The 21,752-nt window shown below is 63.4% G+C and carries 32 protein-coding genes and 1 riboswitch; of the genes, 19 read left to right on the forward strand and 13 right to left on the reverse strand.

The genetic code is table 11. From position 1 onward, the window contains the following. Window positions 1-89: 89 nt before the first annotated feature. Window positions 90-263, reverse strand: a complete 174-nt coding sequence (locus MTX34_RS23520; RefSeq protein WP_279393632.1) for a LysR family transcriptional regulator — start codon at window positions 261-263, stop codon at window positions 90-92. A gap of 72 nt (window positions 264-335) precedes the next feature. Here MTX34_RS23520 and MTX34_RS23525 point away from each other — a divergent pair, with 72 nt between their 5' ends. From MTX34_RS23525 to MTX34_RS23535, 3 genes are all read left to right on the forward strand, one after another. Beyond that, window positions 336-953, forward strand: coding sequence for a LysE/ArgO family amino acid transporter (locus MTX34_RS23525; RefSeq protein WP_243611020.1), 618 nt, complete (start codon window positions 336-338; stop codon window positions 951-953). A gap of 101 nt (window positions 954-1,054) precedes the next feature. Then, complete coding sequence (locus MTX34_RS23530; protein WP_243611021.1) at window positions 1,055-1,408, forward strand: PLD nuclease N-terminal domain-containing protein; 354 nt, start codon at window positions 1,055-1,057, stop codon at window positions 1,406-1,408. A gap of 102 nt (window positions 1,409-1,510) precedes the next feature. Further along, window positions 1,511-2,035, forward strand: a complete 525-nt coding sequence (locus MTX34_RS23535) for a DUF664 domain-containing protein (RefSeq protein ID WP_243611022.1) — start codon at window positions 1,511-1,513, stop codon at window positions 2,033-2,035. Between the two features lie 4 nt (window positions 2,036-2,039). On the opposite strand, the gene MTX34_RS23540 is transcribed toward MTX34_RS23535, so the two are convergent. After that, entirely contained in the window at window positions 2,040-2,465 is a 426-nt protein-coding gene (locus MTX34_RS23540; RefSeq protein WP_243611023.1) for a VOC family protein, read from the reverse strand. After that, the gene (locus MTX34_RS23545) at window positions 2,446-2,823 is read right to left on the reverse strand and encodes a VOC family protein (protein WP_243611024.1); all 378 of its coding nucleotides are present in this window, start codon (window positions 2,821-2,823) and stop codon (window positions 2,446-2,448) included. The genes MTX34_RS23540 and MTX34_RS23545 overlap by 20 nt, the downstream gene beginning before the upstream one ends. Window positions 2,824-2,873: 50 nt before the next feature. Here MTX34_RS23545 and MTX34_RS23550 point away from each other — a divergent pair, with 50 nt between their 5' ends. The 3 genes from MTX34_RS23550 (at window position 2,874) to MTX34_RS23560 (ending at window position 5,113) form a co-directional block, all read left to right on the forward strand. Next, entirely contained in the window at window positions 2,874-3,698 is an 825-nt protein-coding gene (locus MTX34_RS23550) for a helix-turn-helix transcriptional regulator (RefSeq protein WP_243611025.1), read from the forward strand. Between the two features lie 115 nt (window positions 3,699-3,813). Beyond that, a complete protein-coding gene (gene mraY, locus MTX34_RS23555) occupies window positions 3,814-4,884 on the forward strand; it encodes a phospho-N-acetylmuramoyl-pentapeptide-transferase (protein ID WP_243611026.1) in 1,071 nt (356 codons plus the stop codon). 16 nt (window positions 4,885-4,900) lie between these two features. Further along, the gene (locus tag MTX34_RS23560) at window positions 4,901-5,113 is read left to right on the forward strand and encodes an oxidoreductase (protein ID WP_243611027.1); all 213 of its coding nucleotides are present in this window, start codon (window positions 4,901-4,903) and stop codon (window positions 5,111-5,113) included. Window positions 5,114-5,117: 4 nt separating this feature from the next. On the opposite strand, the gene MTX34_RS23565 is transcribed toward MTX34_RS23560, so the two are convergent. Next, the gene (locus MTX34_RS23565; RefSeq protein WP_243611028.1) at window positions 5,118-5,402 is read right to left on the reverse strand and encodes a hypothetical protein; all 285 of its coding nucleotides are present in this window, start codon (window positions 5,400-5,402) and stop codon (window positions 5,118-5,120) included. Between the two features lie 354 nt (window positions 5,403-5,756). Between MTX34_RS23565 and MTX34_RS23570 the strand changes: the two genes are divergently transcribed. From MTX34_RS23570 to MTX34_RS23585, 4 genes are all read left to right on the forward strand, one after another. Beyond that, window positions 5,757-6,206, forward strand: coding sequence for a hypothetical protein (locus MTX34_RS23570; RefSeq protein WP_243611029.1), 450 nt, complete (start codon window positions 5,757-5,759; stop codon window positions 6,204-6,206). Between the two features lie 20 nt (window positions 6,207-6,226). Then, on the forward strand, window positions 6,227-6,658 hold the full coding sequence (locus tag MTX34_RS23575; protein ID WP_243611030.1) for a hypothetical protein: 432 nt from the start codon (window positions 6,227-6,229) through the stop codon (window positions 6,656-6,658). 222 nt (window positions 6,659-6,880) lie between these two features. Then, window positions 6,881-7,258, forward strand: a complete 378-nt coding sequence (locus MTX34_RS23580; protein ID WP_243611031.1) for a cupin domain-containing protein — start codon at window positions 6,881-6,883, stop codon at window positions 7,256-7,258. Then, window positions 7,255-7,716: a GNAT family N-acetyltransferase gene (locus MTX34_RS23585; protein ID WP_308198560.1), complete on the forward strand. Its 462-nt coding sequence runs from the start codon at window positions 7,255-7,257 to the stop codon at window positions 7,714-7,716. The genes MTX34_RS23580 and MTX34_RS23585 overlap by 4 nt, the downstream gene beginning before the upstream one ends. A gap of 4 nt (window positions 7,717-7,720) precedes the next feature. Here MTX34_RS23585 and MTX34_RS23590 read toward each other — a convergent pair whose 3' ends face one another. After that, window positions 7,721-8,203: an aldo/keto reductase gene (locus MTX34_RS23590; RefSeq protein WP_243611033.1), complete on the reverse strand. Its 483-nt coding sequence runs from the start codon at window positions 8,201-8,203 to the stop codon at window positions 7,721-7,723. A gap of 226 nt (window positions 8,204-8,429) precedes the next feature. Between MTX34_RS23590 and MTX34_RS23595 the strand changes: the two genes are divergently transcribed. Next, window positions 8,430-9,299, forward strand: coding sequence for a helix-turn-helix domain-containing protein (locus MTX34_RS23595; protein ID WP_243611034.1), 870 nt, complete (start codon window positions 8,430-8,432; stop codon window positions 9,297-9,299). A gap of 146 nt (window positions 9,300-9,445) precedes the next feature. Beyond that, a complete protein-coding gene (locus MTX34_RS23600) occupies window positions 9,446-9,940 on the forward strand; it encodes a hypothetical protein (RefSeq protein WP_243611035.1) in 495 nt (164 codons plus the stop codon). A gap of 102 nt (window positions 9,941-10,042) precedes the next feature. Here MTX34_RS23600 and MTX34_RS23605 read toward each other — a convergent pair whose 3' ends face one another. Further along, on the reverse strand, window positions 10,043-10,486 hold the full coding sequence (locus MTX34_RS23605; RefSeq protein ID WP_243611036.1) for a MarR family winged helix-turn-helix transcriptional regulator: 444 nt from the start codon (window positions 10,484-10,486) through the stop codon (window positions 10,043-10,045). 59 nt (window positions 10,487-10,545) lie between these two features. On the opposite strand from MTX34_RS23605, the gene MTX34_RS23610 reads away from it, so the two are divergent. Beyond that, on the forward strand, window positions 10,546-11,073 hold the full coding sequence (locus MTX34_RS23610) for a phenolic acid decarboxylase (RefSeq protein WP_243611037.1): 528 nt from the start codon (window positions 10,546-10,548) through the stop codon (window positions 11,071-11,073). A 1-nt stretch (window position 11,074) separates the two neighbouring features. Beyond that, window positions 11,075-11,530: a DUF3237 domain-containing protein gene (locus MTX34_RS23615; RefSeq protein ID WP_243611038.1), complete on the forward strand. Its 456-nt coding sequence runs from the start codon at window positions 11,075-11,077 to the stop codon at window positions 11,528-11,530. An 82-nt stretch (window positions 11,531-11,612) separates the two neighbouring features. Here MTX34_RS23615 and MTX34_RS23620 read toward each other — a convergent pair whose 3' ends face one another. The 3 genes from MTX34_RS23620 to MTX34_RS23630 form a co-directional block, all read right to left on the reverse strand. Then, window positions 11,613-12,044, reverse strand: coding sequence for a PPOX class F420-dependent oxidoreductase (locus tag MTX34_RS23620; RefSeq protein WP_243611039.1), 432 nt, complete (start codon window positions 12,042-12,044; stop codon window positions 11,613-11,615). Between the two features lie 83 nt (window positions 12,045-12,127). Then, entirely contained in the window at window positions 12,128-12,613 is a 486-nt protein-coding gene (locus MTX34_RS23625) for a tetratricopeptide repeat protein (RefSeq protein WP_308198561.1), read from the reverse strand. A 137-nt stretch (window positions 12,614-12,750) separates the two neighbouring features. After that, entirely contained in the window at window positions 12,751-13,119 is a 369-nt protein-coding gene (locus MTX34_RS23630; RefSeq protein WP_243611041.1) for a glyoxalase, read from the reverse strand. A gap of 60 nt (window positions 13,120-13,179) precedes the next feature. Here MTX34_RS23630 and MTX34_RS23635 point away from each other — a divergent pair, with 60 nt between their 5' ends. Further along, on the forward strand, window positions 13,180-13,650 hold the full coding sequence (locus tag MTX34_RS23635; protein WP_243611042.1) for a nuclear transport factor 2 family protein: 471 nt from the start codon (window positions 13,180-13,182) through the stop codon (window positions 13,648-13,650). Between the two features lie 108 nt (window positions 13,651-13,758). Here MTX34_RS23635 and MTX34_RS23640 read toward each other — a convergent pair whose 3' ends face one another. The 4 genes from MTX34_RS23640 to MTX34_RS23655 all read right to left on the reverse strand — a co-directional run bounded on the left by MTX34_RS23640 (window position 13,759) and on the right by MTX34_RS23655 (window position 17,937). Next, window positions 13,759-14,517, reverse strand: coding sequence for an ABC transporter ATP-binding protein (locus MTX34_RS23640; RefSeq protein WP_243611043.1), 759 nt, complete (start codon window positions 14,515-14,517; stop codon window positions 13,759-13,761). Continuing rightward, window positions 14,514-15,539, reverse strand: a complete 1,026-nt coding sequence (locus MTX34_RS23645) for an iron ABC transporter permease (protein WP_243611044.1) — start codon at window positions 15,537-15,539, stop codon at window positions 14,514-14,516. Before MTX34_RS23645 ends, MTX34_RS23640 begins: the two co-directional genes overlap by 4 nt. After that, the gene (locus MTX34_RS23650; RefSeq protein WP_243611057.1) at window positions 15,536-16,564 is read right to left on the reverse strand and encodes an ABC transporter substrate-binding protein; all 1,029 of its coding nucleotides are present in this window, start codon (window positions 16,562-16,564) and stop codon (window positions 15,536-15,538) included. The genes MTX34_RS23645 and MTX34_RS23650 overlap by 4 nt, the downstream gene beginning before the upstream one ends. A 66-nt stretch (window positions 16,565-16,630) precedes the next feature. Further along, window positions 16,631-16,695: riboswitch (cobalamin riboswitch) on the reverse strand. A gap of 45 nt (window positions 16,696-16,740) precedes the next feature. After that, entirely contained in the window at window positions 16,741-17,937 is a 1,197-nt protein-coding gene (locus MTX34_RS23655) for an MFS transporter (protein WP_243611045.1), read from the reverse strand. A 47-nt stretch (window positions 17,938-17,984) separates the two neighbouring features. On the opposite strand from MTX34_RS23655, the gene MTX34_RS23660 reads away from it, so the two are divergent. From MTX34_RS23660 to MTX34_RS23675, 4 genes are all read left to right on the forward strand, one after another. After that, window positions 17,985-19,043 (forward strand): substrate-binding domain-containing protein, encoded by a 1,059-nt coding sequence (locus tag MTX34_RS23660; protein WP_243611046.1) that lies wholly within the window; start codon window positions 17,985-17,987, stop codon window positions 19,041-19,043. A 98-nt stretch (window positions 19,044-19,141) separates the two neighbouring features. Continuing rightward, window positions 19,142-20,527, forward strand: coding sequence for a bifunctional diguanylate cyclase/phosphodiesterase (locus tag MTX34_RS26070; RefSeq protein ID WP_243611047.1), 1,386 nt, complete (start codon window positions 19,142-19,144; stop codon window positions 20,525-20,527). A gap of 14 nt (window positions 20,528-20,541) precedes the next feature. Continuing rightward, complete coding sequence (locus MTX34_RS23670; RefSeq protein WP_243597433.1) at window positions 20,542-20,961, forward strand: TIGR03668 family PPOX class F420-dependent oxidoreductase; 420 nt, start codon at window positions 20,542-20,544, stop codon at window positions 20,959-20,961. A 138-nt stretch (window positions 20,962-21,099) separates the two neighbouring features. Continuing rightward, window positions 21,100-21,654 (forward strand): GNAT family N-acetyltransferase, encoded by a 555-nt coding sequence (locus MTX34_RS23675; RefSeq protein ID WP_243611048.1) that lies wholly within the window; start codon window positions 21,100-21,102, stop codon window positions 21,652-21,654. The last annotated feature ends 98 nt before the right edge of the window (window positions 21,655-21,752 follow it).

Consider the following 21,752-nt stretch of genomic DNA (forward strand, 5'->3'; position numbering starts at 1 on the left):
ATCGAACGAGCAAACGACGGGACCACCGGCAAGGCGCGCCGGTGGTCCCATAACTGGCAATCCAGGTGGTCCCATCACCCTGGCAGAAATCAGGTCACGCTGGTCCCATGCTCATGGCAGACGACACGGCCCAACGACTGTTCGAGGGACTTGATTCGTTGACTCACTGCCGACGGTGTCACGTACAGCGCGCGAGCCGCGGCCTCGAACGTTCCGCCGTCGACCACCGCCTTCAGAGCCCTGAGCTGCTCGATCTCCACCAAATGAAGATACGCTAATCATTCCTGAAATACATTCGCTGGACCTAATCGTTGTGCCCTCCTAGCGTTGGAGTCATGACATCGCTTGCCGCCGCACAATCGACCCTCACCGGGTTGGGCGTCGGACTCTCCCTCATCGTCGCGATCGGAGCCCAGAACGCATTCGTCCTGCGCAAGGGCTTGCAACGCACCCATGTGTTGCCGGTGGTGGCGGTATGCGCCCTGTCCGACGCCGTGCTCATCCTGGCCGGGGTGGCAGGAATCGGAGTACTCGTCGACCGGTTCCCCGTAGCTCTGCGCGTCGTGACCGTCCTCGGTGCGCTGTTCCTGCTCGTCTACGGATTGCTGGCACTGAACCGGGCCCGCACGCCATCGTCGATGACGGCGGAGGTGCACGGTGGCGGTTCACTGATCGCCGCCCTCGCCACCTGCCTGGCTTTGACCTGGCTGAACCCGCACGTCTATCTCGACACCGTGGTGTTTCTCGGCTCGATCGGGAACCGTCAGCCGGGAGACCTGCGGTGGTGGTTCGCAGTCGGCGCGATGCTGGGCAGCATTCTGTGGTTCACCGCCCTCGGCTACGGCTCTCGAGTGCTCAGTCCACTGTTCGCGAGGCCGGCGGCGTGGCGGATTCTCGACCTCGGGATCGGCGTCATGATGCTGACGCTGGCTGCGCTGCTCGTTTTCGGCTGAGTCACGACACCCGACGTCCCAGCACTTGATCCGCGGTACAACGAGTGATCTGATAGTCGCGAAAGACCGACCGCATGGTCTGACAACTCTGGAGGATTTCCGTGCCGTACCTCGGCTTGCTGATCATGCTGCTGTCCATCTTCTGCTTGATCGACGTCATCACTGCCGACGACTCCGGCATCCGCCACCTTCCGAAGATCGTGTGGCTGCTGCTCGTGATCGTTCTGCCGCTCGCCGGGTCTCTTGCGTGGCTCCTCGTCGGCAGGCCCGAGAACGGCGGCATCTGGGGTGGTAGCGGCGCATCCCGGACCGCGTCGGCCTACCCCGAGTACGACGCCAGACCCGGACGCGCCGTTGCCCAGTCGCAGGAAAGCGACGAGGAATTCCTGCGCCGTTGCCGCGCCCGCGCCGAGGAACAGCGCCGCATCGCCCGCGAGCAGCGCTCGAGCGAATAAGCCAACAACGCTCAGTGTCCACAATTTTCGTCTGCGGACGGTTTTCCGCCCGCCGAGCCGAATTGTGGACACTCAGCTCACTACCCGACGACCAGAGAGGCCATGGCCAAGCTGACGACGTTTCCCGAACCGAACTCCGACCTCTCCGATCCCGCCGACCTGGTTCGCGAGTACCTGCGCTTCTATCGCGGCGAGTTGGTTCGGCGAATCACGGCCCTGAGCGGCGATTCCCTGACCACCACAGCGGTGCCCTCGAAGTGGACCCCGCTGCAGATGCTGACCCATCTGGTGCACATGGAGCAGCGGTGGTTCGTCTGGGGATTTCTCGGCAGAGCAGTCGATGCACCGTGGGGAGACCAGAAGGACGGTTCGTGGCACGTGCCGGCAGAGGTGGACGCCGAAGCGCTGCTGCAGAGGCTCGACGACGGCGCCCGGCTCACCGACGAGGTACTGAGCTCACATCGAATGGACGAAGTGGCCTCTCTGGGTGGACGATTCACCGACGAGCAGCCGACGCTGATCTGGATCTGCTTCCACGTACTTCAGGAATATGCGCGCCACCTCGGACATCTCGATATCGCCGTCGAACTGGCAGGCGGACCGACCGGCGAAGAACCCGAAAGCTGACGCCTCAGACGTTCGCGTACAGATCGACGGTGCTGCCGTCGGGGTCGTGCAGGACGGCATAACGCTGCCCCCAGAACGCATCCCACGGCTGCAGGTGACCGGTGTACCCCGCCGCGGTGACCGCTTCCCACACTGCGTCGACCCCGTCGGGTGTCCCGCAGTCGAAGGCGAGCGCAACGCGGTGACCCCCGCTGGGCGGCGTCCACGTCGGATCGAACGAGGTGATGGTCGACGGCAGGTCGAACAACAGGCGCACCCCGCCGAGGTCCACTTCGACGTGTTGCTCGGCATCGGCGGCGGCCGGAATATCCAGTCCCAGAAGACGATAGAACGCCAGAGACGCGGCCATATCGGCGACGACGATTTCGATTCCTGCCAGACGTGGTTTCACCCGGACAAGGCTAGCCACGTCAGCCCCAGTTCGCGGCATTTGTCAGGCAGAACGGATGCCCCGACGGGTCGAGCAACACCCTCCAGGTCTCGCCCGGCTGATCATCGGGCAGTGTCGCGCCCAGCTCCACTGCCGCACTCGCTGCAGCGTCGAGATCCTCGACCGCGAGATCGAAGTGAAACTGCTTGCTGCCGTTGGCATTGGGCCACGCGGGGGGCCGATAGTCGTCGATGCGACCGAATCCGAGCGCGCTACTCGGCCCTTGCAGCATCGCGTAGTCCTTCTCGGCATGGACGACGCTCCAGCCCAACAGCGACGACCAGAACGCGGCGCTGACCTCGGGATCCGAGCAGTCCAGGGTGACCATCTTCAGGGTGGCAACGGGTGTCTCGGTCATGGTGTTCCTCCTCCACAGCGGTGTCGGACCAGACTCCTACACTGACGCGCGTGCCGGATAGGAAAAACGCGACAACCACCCAGGCCGGTGTGCTGCGACCGGATCAGCTGGCGCAATACGTCGACCTCGTTCGGCTGCCATGTGCCCCGTCCTTGGAGCCGTGGGTCGAGAACTACTGGCGTCTGCAGTGGAATCTGCCGTCCGGCACGTCCTATCGCAGCTCGACGCTCCCTCACCCGGCCTGCACGCTCAGCGTCGAGCACGGTTGGACCCGCGAGGGCGTCACCGAGCCGGTGGTCGTGACGGGGGTGCTCACGCACCGCTTCGACGTCGTCCTCGCCGAGTCGGGGTGGGTCTTCGGCGTCAAGTTCCGGCCCGGCGGCTACGCGAGCTTCACCGGCACCGTGGCACGAACCCTGCGCGACGTCCCGGTGGCGCCACCGACACCGTTCCGGTCCGAGACCGTCGCTGCACTGGCCGAGCTGGGTGGGCATCTGGACGTCGACCACTGCCGAACAGTCGTCGACGCGGCTCTCGCGCCCTACACCCGTGACGTGGAGCCGGAGTACGAGACCGTTCTGGATGTCATCGGCACGATGCTCGGTGATCGAACGCTGATACGCGTCGGCCAGGTGGAGGACAGATGCGGCATCGGAACCCGTCGGCTGCAGCGGTTGTTCGAGCGCTATGTCGGTGCGACGCCCAAGTGGGTTCTGGGTCGGTATCGGATTCACGACGCCGTCAGAGACCTCGACGACGGCTACACCGGGTCGCTGGCAGAGTTGGCAGCGCGGTACGGCTGGTTCGACCAGGCGCATTTCACCCGCGAGTTCACCGAACTGGTCGGTGTGTCCCCGGGTACGTATCAACTGTGAGTAACACCTTCGTCACGCAATGCGACTTTTGCCGATTCGTTTGGCACAGTATCCCGCGGTGCTCGGTAGCACCCGGTGGGCAACCGCAGCACAGAGGAAGAGTGGGCTTCAACGCATGATCAACATTCTCGTCGCCGGTGGAATCGCATTGGCGGTCTCGATTCTGTTGACGCCATTTCTCATCGCTCTGTTCACCCGGCAGGGCTTCGGCCAGGAGATCCGCGTCGAAGGTCCGGCAAGCCACCACGCCAAACGCGGGACGCCGACCATGGGCGGCGTCGCGATCATCGTCGGTCTGTGGGCCGGCTACCTCGGCTCTCACCTCGTGGCCATGGGTGGGGACGGGCCGTCGGCGTCCGCCCTGCTGATTCTCGGTCTCGCGACGGCACTCGGCATCGTCGGATTTCTCGACGACTACATCAAGCTCCGCATGAAGCGCAGCCTCGGACTCAAGGCGACCGGCAAGTACGTCGGGCAGATCAGTGCCGCAGTGATCTTCGCCGTGCTGGCGCTGCAGTTCCGCAACGGCAACGGGCTGACGCCGGGCAACGTCGAACTGTCACTGGTACGCCAATCCACGTTCTTCACCATGGCACCGATCATCTTCGTACTGTTCTGCGTCTTCCTCGTCGTCGCGTGGTCCAATGCGGTCAACCTCACCGACGGGCTCGACGGTTTGGCGGCCGGGTCGATGACCCTCGTCCTCGGTGCGTACACGGTGATGACGTTCTGGCAGTACCGGCAGTCGTGCGCAACCAATTCCGTTGCCGGGTGCTACCAGGTGCGCGATCCGCTCGACCTCGCCGTCGTCTGCGCCGCGGCCGCAGGTGCCTGCATCGGATTCCTCTGGTGGAATGCCGCCCCGGCCAAGATCTTCATGGGCGACACCGGTTCGCTCGCCCTGGGCGGACTCCTCGCCGGCCTGTCGATCGTGAGCAAGACCGAGCTGATCGCCGTCGTCTTCGGGGCTCTCTTCGTCGCCGAAAGTGCTTCCGTCGTCATTCAGGTCGCCTCGTTCAAGAGCACCGGCAAGCGCCCGTTCCGAATGGCACCGATTCACCACCACTTCGAGTTGGGTGGCTGGGCGGAGACGACGGTCATCATCCGACTGTGGCTGTTCGCGGCCATCGCGTCGGCGCTGGGACTCGGGTTGTTCTACAGCGAGTTCCTCGCTGCCGTGGGGTGAGCACTACGATTCTGGGGTGACGAACGAACTGTCCCCGGTTGCCAAGGTCGACGCACTCGCGGCCGAACTCGAACATCTCGATGCTCGACGCGTCGCCATCGGGGTAGAACTCGTCAACCTGCAATTCGGTCTCGACGGCGACGCCAAGATCCGTGCGACGGAGGTCTTCCACAGCGACTATCTGGGACGGCTGTTCAACTTGGTCGACGAACTGCGCACGGACGAATAGAGCCTCAGGGCGCGACGATGCACCCCGGTCCGAGCGGAGTGGCCGGGTTGACGGTGACGGTGCGAATCGGGCCGCCCGCTGACGTTTCGTAGGCCATCAACGAATGTTCGCCCGGTGCGGTCGGGGTCCACAGCGTGAACTTGTGGCCGAGATCTACCGGCGTGCTGAAGTACGGATCGACATTCCACGCCAGTTCCTCGGGAACATCACCGACTCGTTCGTGTAGTCCTGGATAGCGACCCGCGGGCCGCTCGGTGTGTCGGTCCGAGCCACGACGAGATATGTGCACCCCACCCCGAACTGCGTTGTGGGACCGGCACTGAGACCGGGCAGAATGTCGAGGCTCACGACCTCCGTCGACGCCGCTGGAGCAGCCCGACACAGAAATGAGGCCACCACCAGACCCACCGCTACCCCTGCTGCGACGAGATAGAGCGGACACCGGGAACCAACTGGGCCGGACGTCGGTCACACCCAGTTCCTGCGGATCGGGTATGGCGACATGCCAAACCACCGCTGCCGCAGCGCCTGTCGGGGCACCGACTGCGGCGAGCACCGCGACCAGCTTCTTCCCTGATGGGCTGTCCACGGTCGGGACGCCACCCTTGACCTGAAGCATGGTTCAGGTTTTAGAGTCCAATTCATGACAACGAACAGACCGATGCAACCGCCCGAGCGTCAGCCCATCGGGTTCTGGACCGCGCGCGCCGGAGAGGCGATTCGAACACGGACCCGAGGAGCACTCCACGATATCGGCGTCACGCAACCCGAATGGTGGCTCCTACACCAGATCTCACTGCATCCCGCCGGGGCCGATCGTGACGAGACGATCGAGAAGATCGGGCACAACGACACTCCGGACGCAATTGTCGAGGCCATCGACTCCGCGCGGTCCAAAGGGTGGATCGTGGAATCGAATTCGAGCCTGAAGTTCACCCCGGACGGTCGCGACACGTTCCGGAGCGCAGCCGATCTTCAGAACATGCTGCAGGACGAGAGAATGAACGGCATCAGTGAGGCCGACTTCGTCACCACCATCGAAGTCCTGCAACGAACAATCCAGAACGTCGGAGGCGACGCCTGGCATTGGTGACGTGTGTGAGACTGTCGGCCATGCGAGCACTCGTTGGTATCTCGACCATCTCGGTCGTCTGCTCGGCCTCGATTGCCTTGTATGCCGCCGTGCAGCTGGCATCCATCGGAGTCATCGAGCCTGGGCCACTCTTCGAGATCATGGTCGTACTACCGGCTGTCGTCGCCGTCGTCACGTCGATTCTCGGTGCCCTGGTCGGTCTCGGCGTGCTGGTTCGTTCTTCCACTCGCAAGCTTCCCTTTGTGCTCATGGCCGTCGGGCACCTCGCAGCCAGCGTCGGCGTAGTCGCCGTCGTCATATGGTCGACACGCGAAGCGGCTTCGGGATGGGATCTGCTGCTTCTTCCCGCACCGGTTGTGCTGGGGCAACTCATCGTACTGGCGGGACTTGGGTTACTGCTTCTGCGCCATCGGCGGCTGCACTCGAATATCGTTCGTGGACAACAATTCTAGAGTTCGGGCATACCTCGAGCCTTCGAAATCAGCACACATACAGCGAATCCCAGTACTGTTCCCACAACGGAGAACCCGATCACGAGGGGCCGACACTGCGACCGCTCGGCCGGACACTGAACGATTAGTTCTGTCAGACAATCCTCCCACCGCACCGCCGCTGGGTAACGCCCGGATAGAATTCCACCCAGTCGACTCGACCGACGACGAAGGGCAGCAGCTATGAGCAGCGGCAGTATCGGCGGAGACAAGCGCAACGTCGCCGACGCCCTGAACGGGATCGAGAAGCCCTGGCAGCCTCGTCGACTCGTCAGCATCAACGACCACGATGTCAAAGTGGTGAAGCTACTCGGGGAATTCGTCTGGCACACACACCCTGACACCGACGAGATGTTCTTCGTCCACAGCGGAGAACTGACCATCCAGCTTCGCGACCGTGATGTCGTTCTCGGTCCCGGTGACGTTTTCGTCGTTCCAGCAGGAGTCGAACACTGCCCCAAGGCCGTCGAGGAAGTGTCCGCTCTGCTGTTCGAGAGAGCAGGCACCGTCAACACCGGGGATGCGGGCGGGGACCTCACTTCGCAGGTCCGAGAGATGTGACGCGAATTCTGTTGCGGCCCGCTGTTCCGACTGATGCAGATTTCCTGTTCTCGATGGCATCGGACGTCGAGGTCGTTCGATGGATCGGAGACGGAGCGGCTTGGAACAGAGCCTATTTCGACCGTCGGTTCGCGCGGGCGTTGAGCGCTGGGGACACCCGGATGCCGGACGTGCCGAGGTGGTTCATCGGCACCGAGGAGGATCGACACCCCGTCGGCTTGCTCAGTCTGATTCGACGATCGGACCACATCGAGGTCGGATACTGGGTGGATCCGGCCCAATGGGGTCGTGGCTACGCCGGCGAACTGCTCGACCTTGCGCAGGATCACACCGATGGTCTCCCGATGGTCGCGCAGGTGTATCGGGCAAACAGTGCCTCGCGTCGGGTGCTCGAGCGTGCCGGGTTCGCCCTCGTCGACGACGGTGATCCCCTGATCTTTCGTGCTCCGCCGAGGTAGAGGTTCACCGAGTCCTGAGGGCCCGGGGCCGAACCGTGGTGTGCCCGGTCGTGACGCGGCGCACCATGGGTTGCTTCAGAAACTCGTGCGGGAACCCGAGGTCGATATCGCTGGCTGTGTGCAGTGTGTCGAGGTGTGATTCGTCGAAGGTGATGTCGAGCGCAGAGGTGTTCTGCTGCAGCTGTTCCGGAGTGCGCGCGCCGATCAGCGAGCTGACGACGGACGGGTGTCGAAGCGTCCACGCCAGCGCCACCTGAGCAGGGGTCGCACCGAGTTGGCGAGCGACCCCGAAGACGGCGTCCGCGATTGCGAGCCCCCGCGTGGTCAGCGTTCCGTTCGCCTTCGCATGATCGCGTCGAGTTCCGGCCGGCGCATCGGAACCCGGGGTCGCGAGGTCCGCGGTGGTGTACTTTCCGGTCAGCACTCCGCCGCCCAGCGGTGCCCAGGGAACCACGCCGAGTCCCAGATCTGCGGCCGTGGGCAGCAATTCACGTTCACTGGTTCTTCGACGACCCGGATTTACGGCCGATCGTATATCGGCCTACCGATGCCGAATCTTGCTGCGCACTCGATGAACTCATCCGCTCACGTGCTCGCCAGAAACAGCGGCACCTACACACGATCTGAATCCGACCTTCCGCGGCACGGAAAGTCGAGACTCCATCGGTTCAGTGCTCCTATCGTTCGAGTCGGAACGAAGGAAGGTCAACAACATGCTCGACACGTGGAACGCGGCGCTCGACTACATCGAGGACCATCTCGACCGCGAGATCGATCCGACCGAGCTCGCTCGGATCACCCTCACATCGGAGTATCACTTTCGGCGTGTGTTCTCGGCGCTCGCCGGACTACCGCTGTCGCTGTACATCCGTGAACGCAGAATGACGGTGGCAGCAGCTGATCTGCTCGACGGCATGGGTGTGCTCGACGTGGCCTCCAAGTACGGCTACACCGCCGACGCTTTCACTCGCGCATTCCGAGACATGCACGGCCTCACACCATCTCGAGCCCGTCGACCGGGAGCCATCCTCCGTTCCAGACCAGCGGTGACATTTCACCTGACCATCGAAGGACGAAGCACCATGCGATACCGCATCACCGAACTGCCGCCATTCCACATCGTCGGCAAAGCCACCCGAATCCCACTTCGGTATCGCGGAGAGAACACCGCCATGACCGAGTTCCATCGAAGCCTCGACCCCGGAACCGGCGAAAAATTGCGCACCCTCGCCGACCTCCCAGAACTCCCGGACATCCTCTTCGTCAGCGACGGCTTCGAGCCCGACCGCGAAGACGGCAGTCTCTTCGACTACTACTTCGCCGTCGCCAGCACTGCGCCCGCACCACCCGAGTGGAACACCCTGAACGTACCCGCATCGACCTGGGCTGTATTTCAGACGAGCAGCGACACAGCTTTGGCCCCCGCACTCCAACAACTGTGGGCCGACGCCTTTAGCGAATGGTTCCCCTCCAACCCCTACGAAGTGATCCCGGGACCGGAAATCCTGACCGTCACCGAGGCCTCCCCCAACTGGTCCTCGGGAGCGGGAGAACTGTGGATTCCAATTCAACGAAGTCGATAGTCGCCTCTCTCCTTCCCCTCCCCACCTCCCGTCGCGGCCCGTCATGGCCACTCAATGTGACATTCAGTGGCCTTTCCGGGGGTCGATGTCACATCGAGTGGACTGCGAGCGGGTGCCCAGCGCACTGCCCTCGATAGTGTGGAGGCATGCGGGCCGGTCGACGCGAGGCGTTGCGTCGGCGATATCTGTCGCTGGGGCTCGGCGAGCTTGCCGCAGCAGCTGTCTTCCTGACGGTCGCCCTCACCATGGCGATACCGAGGCTCGACGACCAGCAGGACCGTCTGGCGTTGTGGTCCGCCCTTGTCCCATTGCTGATCGTGCTCGTACAAGCTGGTATCTACTGGCTGCTGGCGCGTTCCTGGGTAGGACACCACCCGATGCCCGTCTTCCTCCGCGTGGTCTACCGGGTATGTCGAATTGTCGACGTCGCGTTGTTGGCTGCCGGGTTGGTGGGCATCATCGTCTGGTTTCCCGCCGGGATCGCTGCGGCTCTCGCCGTCGTCGCCGTGTGGTTCTTCGGAGTCGTCGAATTCGTCAACTACTTCGTCGTCAGACTTTCTTATCCCGTCCGCAGTTGGTTTTCGAATGTCTGTCAGCTGCGCACACCTCGATTGGTGCACGACATGACCACTGTTTCCTGACGCCACCGACGGAGTCCCTCGCGGGTACTCGATGTGACATTCGGTGGCCTTTTCGGGGGTCAATGTCACATCGAGTGGACTTCGGGTGACCGAGCTGCGAGTTCAGGACGATCGACGAGACAGGATTTTTGCGATGTCGGCCAGAGCAGGGATTGCCGCAGAGAGTGCTCTACGGCTGTCTACGGTCAGCTCGTCGAGTGCATCGGAAAGTACCTGCGAACTGACCGCGTCATATTCGGCGAGTAGACGGAGGGCCTTCGGCGACGCCGTCAGGGTCGCTCCCCGGAGGTCGTTCGACGAGATCGATCGTTCGACGAGACCAGCGTCGACCATTGCTTTGATCAGGTTGCTGACGGTGGAGCGGGCGAGGTTGAGATGTGCGGCAAGGACTCCGGGGCTCATCGACGGCTTGTCGACGAGGGCTCTCATCACTTCGACGTGTGAGTCAGGGAGGTCCGGCAAGTCTGCGGCTTCCCGGGTCGCGCGGAGCAACGAGCGCCGCAGCGGTCCCAGTTGTCGACCGAGTTCGATTGCGGAGGAGTGCACTGTTCGATGATCTCACATGTAGTTTTGCCGCGAACATAGTTTTGTGACAAAATGTTCTCATGACTACAGAGACCTCGATTCAGAATCCGGTGCCGGATCAGGACCTCAGCGGCATCGTCGGACACCGATTCATCTACACGTACGCGAACAACTGGCAGTACGAGATGTACGTCAAGAACGCCACGACGATCGACTACCGCATCCACACCGGCATGGTCGGTGGTCGATGGGTCAAGGACCAGGAAGTCGATCTGGTCCAACTCGACGACGATGTCTACAAGATCTCGTGGAACGAGCCGACCGGGACATCCGTCGTCGTCAACGTCATTCCCGGCAAGCGGCGCCTGCATGGCACGATCTTCTTCCCGCAATGGATCGAACTCGACGGAACCAAGACCGTTCTGTATCAGAATGACCACCTCGACCGAATGCGCGCCTACCGCGACGCGGGCCCGACCTACCCCATCTATGTGGTTCCCGAATTCGCCACCATCACCCTGTTCGAGAACGTCGGCGTCGACGACGACACGATCGTGTCGGTTGCGCCCATTGATTTGCCCGACGGATTTGCCGACCGAAGCAACTGACATGCGTCCAGAACTGGTTTTCGTCGCCCATCTGTCGGTGACCGTGGGTGAACCGATCGACCTTGGCGAGGTTGCCGATGGTCACCGTCGCCTGGTGCCGATCCTCGGCGGTACCGTCGAGGGCCCGTTCTTGCAGGGCCGAGTTCTACCCGGCGGTGCGGATCACCAGATTCTCCGCACGGCCACACTCACCGAGTTGGATGCCAGATACGAACTCGACACCGATGCGGGCGAGCGGGTCGCGATACACAACGTCGGCGTACGAAGTGGTACCGAAGATGACATCGCCGCACTTGTCCGCGGTGAACCTGTGCGCGCCGATCGCATCTACTTCCGTAGTCAACCCAGACTGTCCTCCGCCGCGAGCAGACTCCGGTGGATGAACGAGCGCATGTTCATCGGATCCGCCCAGCGATTGCCGAACTCCGTGGAGCTGGACGTCTACCAGGTCACTTGACCGACTCGACTCCGCGCAGTCAATGTGACGTTCGGTGGACTTTTGGGCGGTCAATGGCACATCGAGTGGACTTGGAGGGGCGTCAGGCGATCGCTTGGCCGTAGACGTGTGTCACCGCGATGGTCACCAGTACTCGTCGGTCGGCGACCATGACTGCTCGGTATTCGTTCCAATCGGGGTGCTCACCGGCGGCGGCGCGGAAGTAGTCCACCAAGGCATCGACTTCGGGGCTGTCGGGTGACAATCCCGGGCCGGTGAGGGTGACGGTTCCTTCCGCGGTTGCCCATGCTGTGCCGTCGGCGCTGGTCACTTCGAGCGCGGCGCGAGGATCTCGGCGTAGATTCGTCGTTTTCGCTCGTCCTTCGGTGACCGAGATCGTGATGGTGCCGGCTGCCCGGTCGTAGAACGGCGTCACCGGCGATAGCTGCGGAAGTCCGCTGGATTTGATGGTGGCCAGCACTCCGATTCGGCGCTGCTCGAGAAGGTCGTGTGGATCGTAGGTACTTCCGGTCATGGAGTCCCCTTCGGTCGTCGAAACAAGCGTGCACGAGCTTCCGAAGAGAACGCCGTCGACGACGCGATCGTTCCGTTCCGTCCTCAATACTGTCTGTCGTCGAAAAGCTCTGCCGCGTAGGCCCCGATTGCTCGACGGTATCTCCCCAGCGCCGGGTCTGCGGCATGCAGTGCGTTCCGCAGAGCCTGTGCACCGTCGCCCTTGTCCCGGAGTGCGAGTGCCACGAATGCATCTCGCGCAGAGCAGTATTCGGTGGAGAACTCGAACTCCTCCAGCAGTCGCAACGCGTCGTCCTGTCGACCCACGTTGCGGAGCGAACTCGCCAGTTGGATCCGAGCCTGGTTCTCCCTGTCGATATCGAGCCCGTGAGACAACGATGCCTCGTACAGCGGGACGGCCGCGGATTCTTCGCCCAAGAAGTCCTCCAGGGAAGCTCGTTCGAACAATGCACGTGCTTCAGAACATTGTGCAGCGGAAAGCAACTGATCGATCTGAATCCGCATACGAACGGGATCTGCGTCATCCGCGTAGCGCCAGAATTGCGCAATTCGATCGTCCCAACTCAGCATGAAATCGATCGTCCACGATGCTGCGGTCTGCCGCCACCGCTGTGTCCCTCGGCATGTGCAGTGTCTTTGCGGCACGAGCAACGTAGTTCGGAGAAGCGACGAGGCCGACTCCCCGACGTAGCGATGACACTCGACAGCTATCGAGCTGCTACGAATTCGATTCGATTGCCCACGCCGTCGCGGGTATGGAACCGTCGACGACCCGGTATCTCCTGAGGGTCGGCCCAATTCACTGGGTATCCAGCGGACGTCAACGCTGCAGCGGTCGCATCGATGTCGACGACGAAGGCCGGGTGCGCCTTCAGTGCGGGACGAAAGTCGTCCTCGACGCCGACATGCACCTCACCATCGGGACCGCCAACCCCTGGTACGCGAAACCAACAGCCCCCGCGGACGGCCAACGGCGGAGGCTTCGGGATCTCCTCCCAGCCCAAGGCACCCGAATAGAACTCACGCTCGCGGTCTTCGCCGCCCATCGGACATGCGACCTGCACGTGGTGGATCATCGAACGAACGTACCGCCGACTCGATTGACACGTCGATGAACGGTAGGCAAACGTATGGGTATGCAACTGAGATTCTTGGCCGGCGTCTCGACGGCCTTCGCAGTCAAGCTCCTGGTGATGCGAGCGCTGACACTCAAGCTGCAGCGAGACATCGAGGCACTCAACAACGGCGACTACCGCCCGCTACTGTCGTCCTTCCACCGAGACGCAGTGCTCAAATTCGCCGATGGAGACAGCCGTTGGTCGGGCACACACCGCGGCCGCGCGGCCATCGAAAACTTCTTCCAGGACTTCGTTGCCGCCGGAATCAAAGGCCAGATCACCGAAATTTACAGTGGCGGTGCACCGTGGCGCATGACCCTGCTCGTCCGCTTCGACGACCAAGCCCACGCAGCCGACGGCACCGAGCTCTACAGCAACCGCACCGTGCTCCTGGTCCGCACGAGCTGGGGGAAAATCATCTCGCAAGAAGACTTCTTCGAGGACACCACTCGCATCGACGCATTCGAGAAGAAACTGCGTCAACTCTAAGTCCCCTCACCGATCGACTCGGTGAACGATCCCCCGCCGGTACTCGATGTGACATTTGGTGGCCTTTTCGGGGGTCAATGTCACATCGAGTGGACTCAGGGCCGGGGGTCAGGGGCGGCGATAGGTCACCTGGGGGTAATTGTCGGCATTCGTCACGCTGGCGTGCACGTTGTATACCGTGCGCACCAGGTGTTCGGTGATTACTTCGCTCGGGGTTCCCGACGCCACGATGGCACCGTTGTTCAGGACCATGATGCGGTCGCAGAACATGGCGGCGAGGTTGAGGTCGTGGAGGGCGATGTAACTGCTCAGCGGTAGGCCTGCGACGAGGGTGAGGATGTCGAGTTGATGCTGGATGTCGAGGTGATTGGTCGGCTCGTCGAGCAGTAGTTCGGTGGGTTGCTGGGCCAGGGCTCGGGCGATTTGGACTCGTTGGCGTTCGCCGCCGGAGAGGGTGTGCCATCGTCGGGTGGCTTTCGACGCCATGGCGGTGTCGGTGAGTGCTCGTGCGATGGCGGCGTCGTCGTCGGATGCGTCGCCGCCGAGGATCCCGTGATGTGGGATGCGACCGAGGCGAACGACGTCGCGGACGCTGATATCGACGTCGGTGTCGGAGTGTTGATCGACCATCGCCACGCGCCGGGCGACGCGCCGTCGACGCAACGTGCGGAGGTTGTCTCCGTCGAGCAGTACGTCGCCGCTGTCGGGGGCGACGATGCCCGCAAGGATTCTCAGCAGAGACGACTTACCCGACCCGTTGGGTCCGATCAAGCCGATGGTCTCGCCGGGTTCCGGCTCGAAGCTGATGCCGTCGAGAATCGGGTGTCCGCCGCGGGTCCATCGAATGTGATTGGCGTGCAGTGTCATCGGGATCTCCTGAGCCGGAACAGAATGAGGGCGAATGCCGGCACTCCGATGAGTGCCGTGACCACTCCGACGGGAATTTCCTGCGGTGCGAACACCGTTCGAGCGATGGTGTCGACCCAGACCATGAAGATCGCGCCGATCACCACCGTGGTGGGCAGCAGTCTTCGGTGGCGCGCCCCCACGAGGAAGCGGGCGGCATGCGGAAGCACGAGTCCGACGAATCCGATGGCTCCGGCGGCACTGACGAGGGCGGCCGTGATCAATGCGGTGATGACCAGCAGCAGGATTCGCACCCACTTCACGGGAACGCCCAGAGATGCGGCCGCGTCGTGCCCGAAGGTGAACGCATCGAGAGCCGAGGTGTTGAACAGGCACACCACGATTCCCAGCAGCGCCACTGCGCCGCACAGGGCAACGTCCGTCCAGTCGGCACCGCTCAGGGAGCCGAGCAGCCAGAACAGCACTCCCCTGGTCTGTTCGGCATCGGCCGAGGAGATGACGATGAACGACGTCAGAGCCGAGAACAGTTGCGTACCAGCAACACCAGCGAGTACGACGCGGTCGTTGCCGCCACCCGCACCGGCCGCGAGCAGCATCACCAGGACGAACGACAACAGTGCTCCGGCGAACGCTCCGGTGGACAGCGACAGCGCTCCGCCGCCGACGCCGAGCACTGCAACGACGACGGCACCGGTGGATGCGCCGGACGAGATACCCAAGACGAACGGGTCGGCCAACGGATTACGCAACAGCGACTGCATGATGGCGCCGCACAGGGCCAGGCCTGCACCGCAGATGGCGGCGAGCAGAGTTCGGGGCAGCCGCAGCTGCCAGACGATCCCGTCCTCGATGCGGCTCACTTCGGCCGTGCCGATCCCGATGTGCGCCAGTATCACTCGGTACACATCGGATACCGACACGCTGGCCGGGCCGATCGTCACTGCCACGCCGATCGAGAGCACCAACACCACGACGCCGCCGAGCAGGAGCGGGATCAGCAATCCGCGATCGGTTCGGCTCATGGGGTGGTCAGACCCCAATTCTGCAGAGCCGCAGCGACTTTCTCGACCCCGTCGATCGTCCGGATCGAGGGGTTGAGGTCGGCACCGTTGACGACGATGTACCGCTCGTCCTCGACGGCGGTGAGCCGACTCGTCACGGGGTTCGATTCCAGGAAGGCGATCTTGCTGTCGAGAGCATCACCGGCGATGCTCCGTCGGCTCAGATCGGCGAGCACGAGCGCGGTGGGATTGCGATCGAGCACACTCTCCCAATTGACCTGTGGCCATTCGTCGGTGGTGTCGTCGTAGATGTTCTGGGCACCGACGGATCCGGTGATGATGCCCGAGGATCCACAGCATCCGGCCATGTACGGGGTGTCGGTATCGGCGAACCAGTACGCCAGCGTCACCCCCGATGCGTCGACGGCTCCGGAGGCCTTCGCGAAGCGATCCTGCAGCTCGCCGACGAAGCGTTCGCCGCGATCCCGCACGTCGAAGATGGCGGCGAGGTCGCGAATCTCCTGGTAGACGGTCTCGATTTCGAGCGGTGACGTACGCGCGCCGTCGGAGTTGACGCTGTCGTCGGTCTTGCCGTTGCAGTCGGTGGGAGAGAGGTAGCTCGGCACACCGAGCTGCTCGAACTGATCCCTGTCGGCGACGCCTCCCGAACCGAGGGTGCCGCCGAACGACGCGGAAACGAAGTCGGGCTCGGCGTCCAACACCACCTCCAGGGAGGGCTTGTTGTCCGCCAACCTGGGGACCTTCGCGTTCTCCGATTCGAGGTTCGCGCGGACGGGATCGGTCCAGGTGGCGGTGCCGACCATACGGTCGGCGAGGCCGAGTGAGAGAAGGATTTCCGTCGAACCCTGATTCAACGAGACCGCACGTTGCGGTGGGGCGTCGACGACGACGTCGCGGCCGCAATTGGCGATGGTCAGCGGGTAGTTTCCGGTGGTCGGGGTGGCTGCGGCGGTCGTCGCAGTGGACGAGCAACCGGCGAGAACGAGGATCGAGACAGCGCCTAGAACGGCGAGAGTGGTGCGCATGGTCAGAGCTTCCTGCTGAGGGCTCGTGTCGCGGAGCCGCGGATGGAGGTGAATCACGACGTCCGAGCATTCGGACTTCGAGCTCTCGCTCGTCACCGTTGCGCGCCAGCTCCGGAATTGCACCGGATTCCCTCGTTCGTCGCGTGCTGACCCTATCGTGCGGGGTACCTCGGCGGTCAGCGCGGCGCTGCCACCGGCTCCTGTGCATAGCTGCGGGGAAAGGTCCTGCGTGCCAACACGACTACGGCCAGCGCTGCGGCCACCAGTGCCGTTGCAGCAGCGGTGACGGCCACGATGCCGCTGAGGTCGATCACCACACCGCCCACCAGAGCGCCCGTCGCGATCGCCAACTGGAAGGCAACGACGTAGATCGCCGACGCCTTGTCCGCATCGGCCGGGGCCGCTCTGACCACTGCCGATTGGATACACACCGGGAGGGTGGTGAATGCCAGCCCCCACAACGCGATGGCACCGACGGCGAAGACGGCCCAGCTTCCCGGCGCTCCGCTCAGGGTGCACCAGAGAACTGCCACCGCAGCGGTCACTGCGCCCAGAGCGGCGATGGTCGAGTGCCGGGGCCACCGGTCGTAGGTTCGGCCGATCGCCCAGATGCCGATCACTCCGAACAATCCGTACAGCATCAACATCAGAGTCAGTGTGGTGCCGGCCGAACCGATCGCACGGTCGACGATCACCGAGAAGTAGGTGTACGCCGCGAAATGACCGAGGACAGCCAGAAACGTCACGCCACACAGAATGGCCAGGGAGCCGTCGAGCACCCGCGGTGTCTTTTTCGTCGCCGAATCCGCCCGGCTGACCGGTAGGGCCGGGAGGACGAAGTACAGCGCCACTGCAATGGCTGCGGCCACGATACCGAGAATCGTTGCTGCCGTTCGCCATCCGAGCCATTGGCCCATCGCGGCGGTGAGTGGATTGCCGGCGACCAATGCCAGCGAGGTACCGGCGTACACCGTGGCGATGGCCTTGCCCTGCTTGCCGGGTAATGCGAGCGATGCCGCGACGGGCGCGACCACGGCCCAGAAGACTCCGTGCGTTGCCGCGCAGAGCATTCGGGAGATCACCAGCATCGGATAGCCGACGGAAACTGCGGAGAGAAGTTGCGAGAGTGCCAGTGCGGCAACGGTGATGACGACGACGCGCCGTCGGGGCCACTCGCGCACGAACCGGATCAGCGGCATCGTCATCACCGCGACGCCGTACGCGTAGAAGGTCAGCAGGAGGCCGACCGCCGATTCGCCCACACCGAGGTCCTGGGAAATTTCGGGGAGCAACCCCACAGGCAGCGTTTCCGCCGTGACGTAGATGAACGCGGCTGCAGCGAGCACCAGCAGCTTCGGAAGCGGCGAAGACATGCTGTGTATCGTTACACACACGCCGTGCGACGCGCTACAGTGGGTCGGTGAACACTCGGGTGACCATGGCCGACGTCGCGGCGTCCGCCGGCGTGTCCACCATGAGCGTCTCCTACACCTACAACCGACCGAGCCGGGTCTCGGCTGCCACTCGGGAACGTGTGCGCGAGGCGGCGGCCACCCTGGGATATGCCGGTCCCAACCGCACGGCGAGGTCGCTGCGCAGTGGTCGACACAACAGCATCGGCGTCGTCCTCGGCGAGAAGCTCACCTACGCCTTCGAGGATCCCCAGGCGCGACGCTTTCTGTCCGGCATCGCCGACGCCTGCCTCGACGCGGACACCGCGCTGGTGATGTTGCCGAACCTGCACCGCGACAAGGACATCGCGCGAATTCGAGACGCACAGGTCGACGGGTATGTCGTGTGGACCACCGAGATCGACGACCCCCTGCTCGACGTCCTCGTCGAGACCGGCCGCCCGACGTGCATCCAAGGCGGGCCCGACCATCCCGGGTTGAACTGGATCGCGATCGACGACAGAGCAGCCGCCGGCGCCGTCGCCATCGCCGCGTTGAACGGCCGATCTCGCCCAGCAGTCATCGCTCTCAGACCAGATACCCGACGCGAATCGACCGTCGTGCGTGGCGCGGACGCGTCGAACATATCGATGCCGGTGACCCGATCCCGACTCGAGGGCTACCGAGACGCATGTCTGCACTCCGGGATCGACTGGTCGACGGTCCCTACCCTGTTCACCACCGACAACGCCCGAGCCGAAGGTGACCGCGCAGCGCGACTGTTGTTGCACGACAACGATATCGACGCGCTGTTGGTGATGAGCGACGAACTTGCACTCGGGACACTCGACGCGGCGTCGGCATCCGGAATCGACGTTCCCGCGCGACTGGCCGTCACCGGGTGGGACGACTCCCCCGCCGCTGCCGCCGCCGGTCTGACCACCGTTGCGCAGTCGCTGTTCGACCAAGGTCGGTCGGCGGCGCGGTGGGTGCTCGGACTCAGCGACGGCGTCGAGAACGCGATCTGGCGGGTCGAAGAGCGGACATCGACCGCATCCGAAACTGCACCCAAACCGAGGACAGTGTGATGTAATAGAACTAAAAAAGGGGATGTTCCCTGTTTATAGCGCTGAAGCAAACTCTTCGGCTAGTATCACTCTTGGCTATCCGGCCATGAGGGGGAACAGTGAGTCGAGAGCACGACGCGCCGCCCCATCATGTCGCCGCAGTGTCCGGAACCGCTGCCGTGTCCGGTACAGCGGCTCAACGCGACGCGCTGACCGGCTTGCCGAACCGCGCCGAGATCCTCGCCCTCATCGCCGCCGAGATCGACGGACGCACTCCGGACCGCCAGTTCAGCGTCCTGCTGGTCGACATCGACGGATTCCGAGCATTCAACGACGCCCTCGGACCCGCCCAGGGCGATGAACTGCTGTGCATGATCGCCGAGCGGCTCCTCGCCTCCACCCGCCCCGGCGACACCATCGGCCGACTCACCGGCGACGAGTTCGTCGTCATCGCACGCGGATGCCACTCCATTGCCGCACGCGCCTTGGCTGCCGGTTTCGCGAGCGTCTTCGAGCCCCCATTCGAACTCGGTATTCGGCAACTCATCCTCACGGCCAGCGTCGGAGTCGCGTCGAGCACCGACGCCGACATCAACGCCACCCAACTTCTCCACAACGCCGCCGCAGCCATGCACGCCGCCAAAGCCGTCGGGCGCAACGAACACCACGTCTTCACTGACGAGCTGCACCACACCAACCGCACCCGACTCGAACTCATCGAACGATTGCGCGGCACCGCCATGGTCGAGCGCGAACTGACCATGGTCTACCAGCCCATCGTCGAACTCACGACAGGATCGGTCGTCGGGGCCGAAGCACTCATCCGATGGAACCACCCCCAACTCGGCCTGCTGATGCCCGACACCTTCATCCCTCTCGCCGAGGACGCGGACCTCATCGTGCCGCTGAGCATGTGGATTCTCGCCGAAGTCGCGCACACCATCGCCGACTGGCAGAGCCGAAACATCCACCTCCAAGTCGGCGTCAACATCAGCCCGGCCCACTTCGCCACCGGATCCCTCGCCACCGACGTCATCGGCATCGTCGACAACTACGGCATCGAACGCGGACGGCTCGCACTCGAACTGTCGGAATCACGAACACTCCACGATCTCGACGCAGTCCACTATCAACTCCGCGACGTCCGACGCCGCGGCGTCCTCATCGCCATCGACGACTTCGGCTCCGGTTTCTCCTCTCTCGAACGACTCGCCACCCTCCCCGTCGACACCCTCAAGATCGACAAATCCCTCACCCAACACCTCGACAGCGACAACCTGCACCGACGTCGCGCCATGACGACACTCTGCACCGCCCTCGTCGAGGTCACGACCACGCTCGGCAAGGACACCGTCATCGAGGGAATCGAGACCCCCGAACAACTGCAGATCTGTACCGACATGGGCGTAACCTTCGGCCAAGGACACCTACTCGGACGCCCTATGCCCGTGGCGGCACTCGAACAGTTCATCACCCGCCACAGCACCCACAGCGAATCCGCATAAACCGAGGAACGAACGTGAAGATCGACAACGAAGTCCAACGCTTCACCGACGCACCCCGAGCCCAACTCTCCACCATCAACCCCGACGGCACACCGCACCTGGTACCCATCGTGTTCGCCGTCGCCCCCACCGGTGACCGCATCTACACCGCCATCGACTGGAAACCCAAGACCACACGAAAACTCCAGCGACTCGACAACATTCGCGCCGACCCCGCCGTCAGCCTCATCGTCGACCACTACACCGACGACTGGTCCCAACTCTGGTGGATCCGCGCCGACGGAAACGCCCGCATCGTCGAAACCTCCAGCGACGAAGGCACATCGGCCACGGAAGCCCTGGTCACGAAATACAGCCAATACAAAAACAACAGACCCGAGGGACCGGTCATCATCATCGACAAACTGTCCTGGCGATCGTGGTCGGCTTCCTGACCCACCTCCCGTTGACCACTCAATGTGACCTTCAGTGGCCTTTTTGACCGTCAATGGCACATCGAGTGGACTGCGGGCGGGTGAAAGTGCAGTGAAATTCGTTGGCGCATCGAATGCACTGTTGACACACTGCTGACCATGCTCGACGCCCCTCCCGATCGGATTGTCACCGACCGCCTTGTCATTCGTCGCGAATCGGCCGACGATGCCACCGCCATTGCCGATGCGATCGACCGCAATCTCGTTCGCCTTCTTCCGTGGATGGGGTGGGCGACCGAAGAAGCCGCCCGTCCTTCGGCCCAACTGGCTCGCCTCACCGAAGCCGGTGAGCAGTGGGATGCCCGGGAAATGTTCGACTACGGGATTTTCGACCTGGACGACGGTTCGTTTCTGGGCAAGATCGGTATGCATCGCAGAATCGGCCCGCACGGAGTCGAATTGGGCTACTGGCTCGACGCCCAGGCCGAGGGACGTGGTGTGATCAGCGAGGCCGTCGCTGCGCTCATCCGGGAGGCCTTGCAGATGGACGGAATCACCGAAGTCGAAATTCATTGCGACGCAGCCAACCTCAGAAGTCAGGCCGTACCCAGGCGGCTTGGCTTCGTTCTGGACAGGATCGAGCATCGACCGATCGCTGCTGCGGCCGAGACCGGCGAACACATGGTGTGGGTGTATCAGCCCGACCGTCGATAGGTCGTGAGTCATCCCGCGATCGGGCCGTCACGTTCGGTCTCGGTCTCGCCTTGGCCTGCTCGTAGCGCGCGCGAAGGTCGGACAGGACACGTTCCGGA

It is taken from the genome of Rhodococcus sp. ARC_M5 (assembly GCF_022810405.1).
GTDB classification, from domain to species: domain Bacteria; phylum Actinomycetota; class Actinomycetes; order Mycobacteriales; family Mycobacteriaceae; genus Rhodococcoides; species Rhodococcoides navarretei.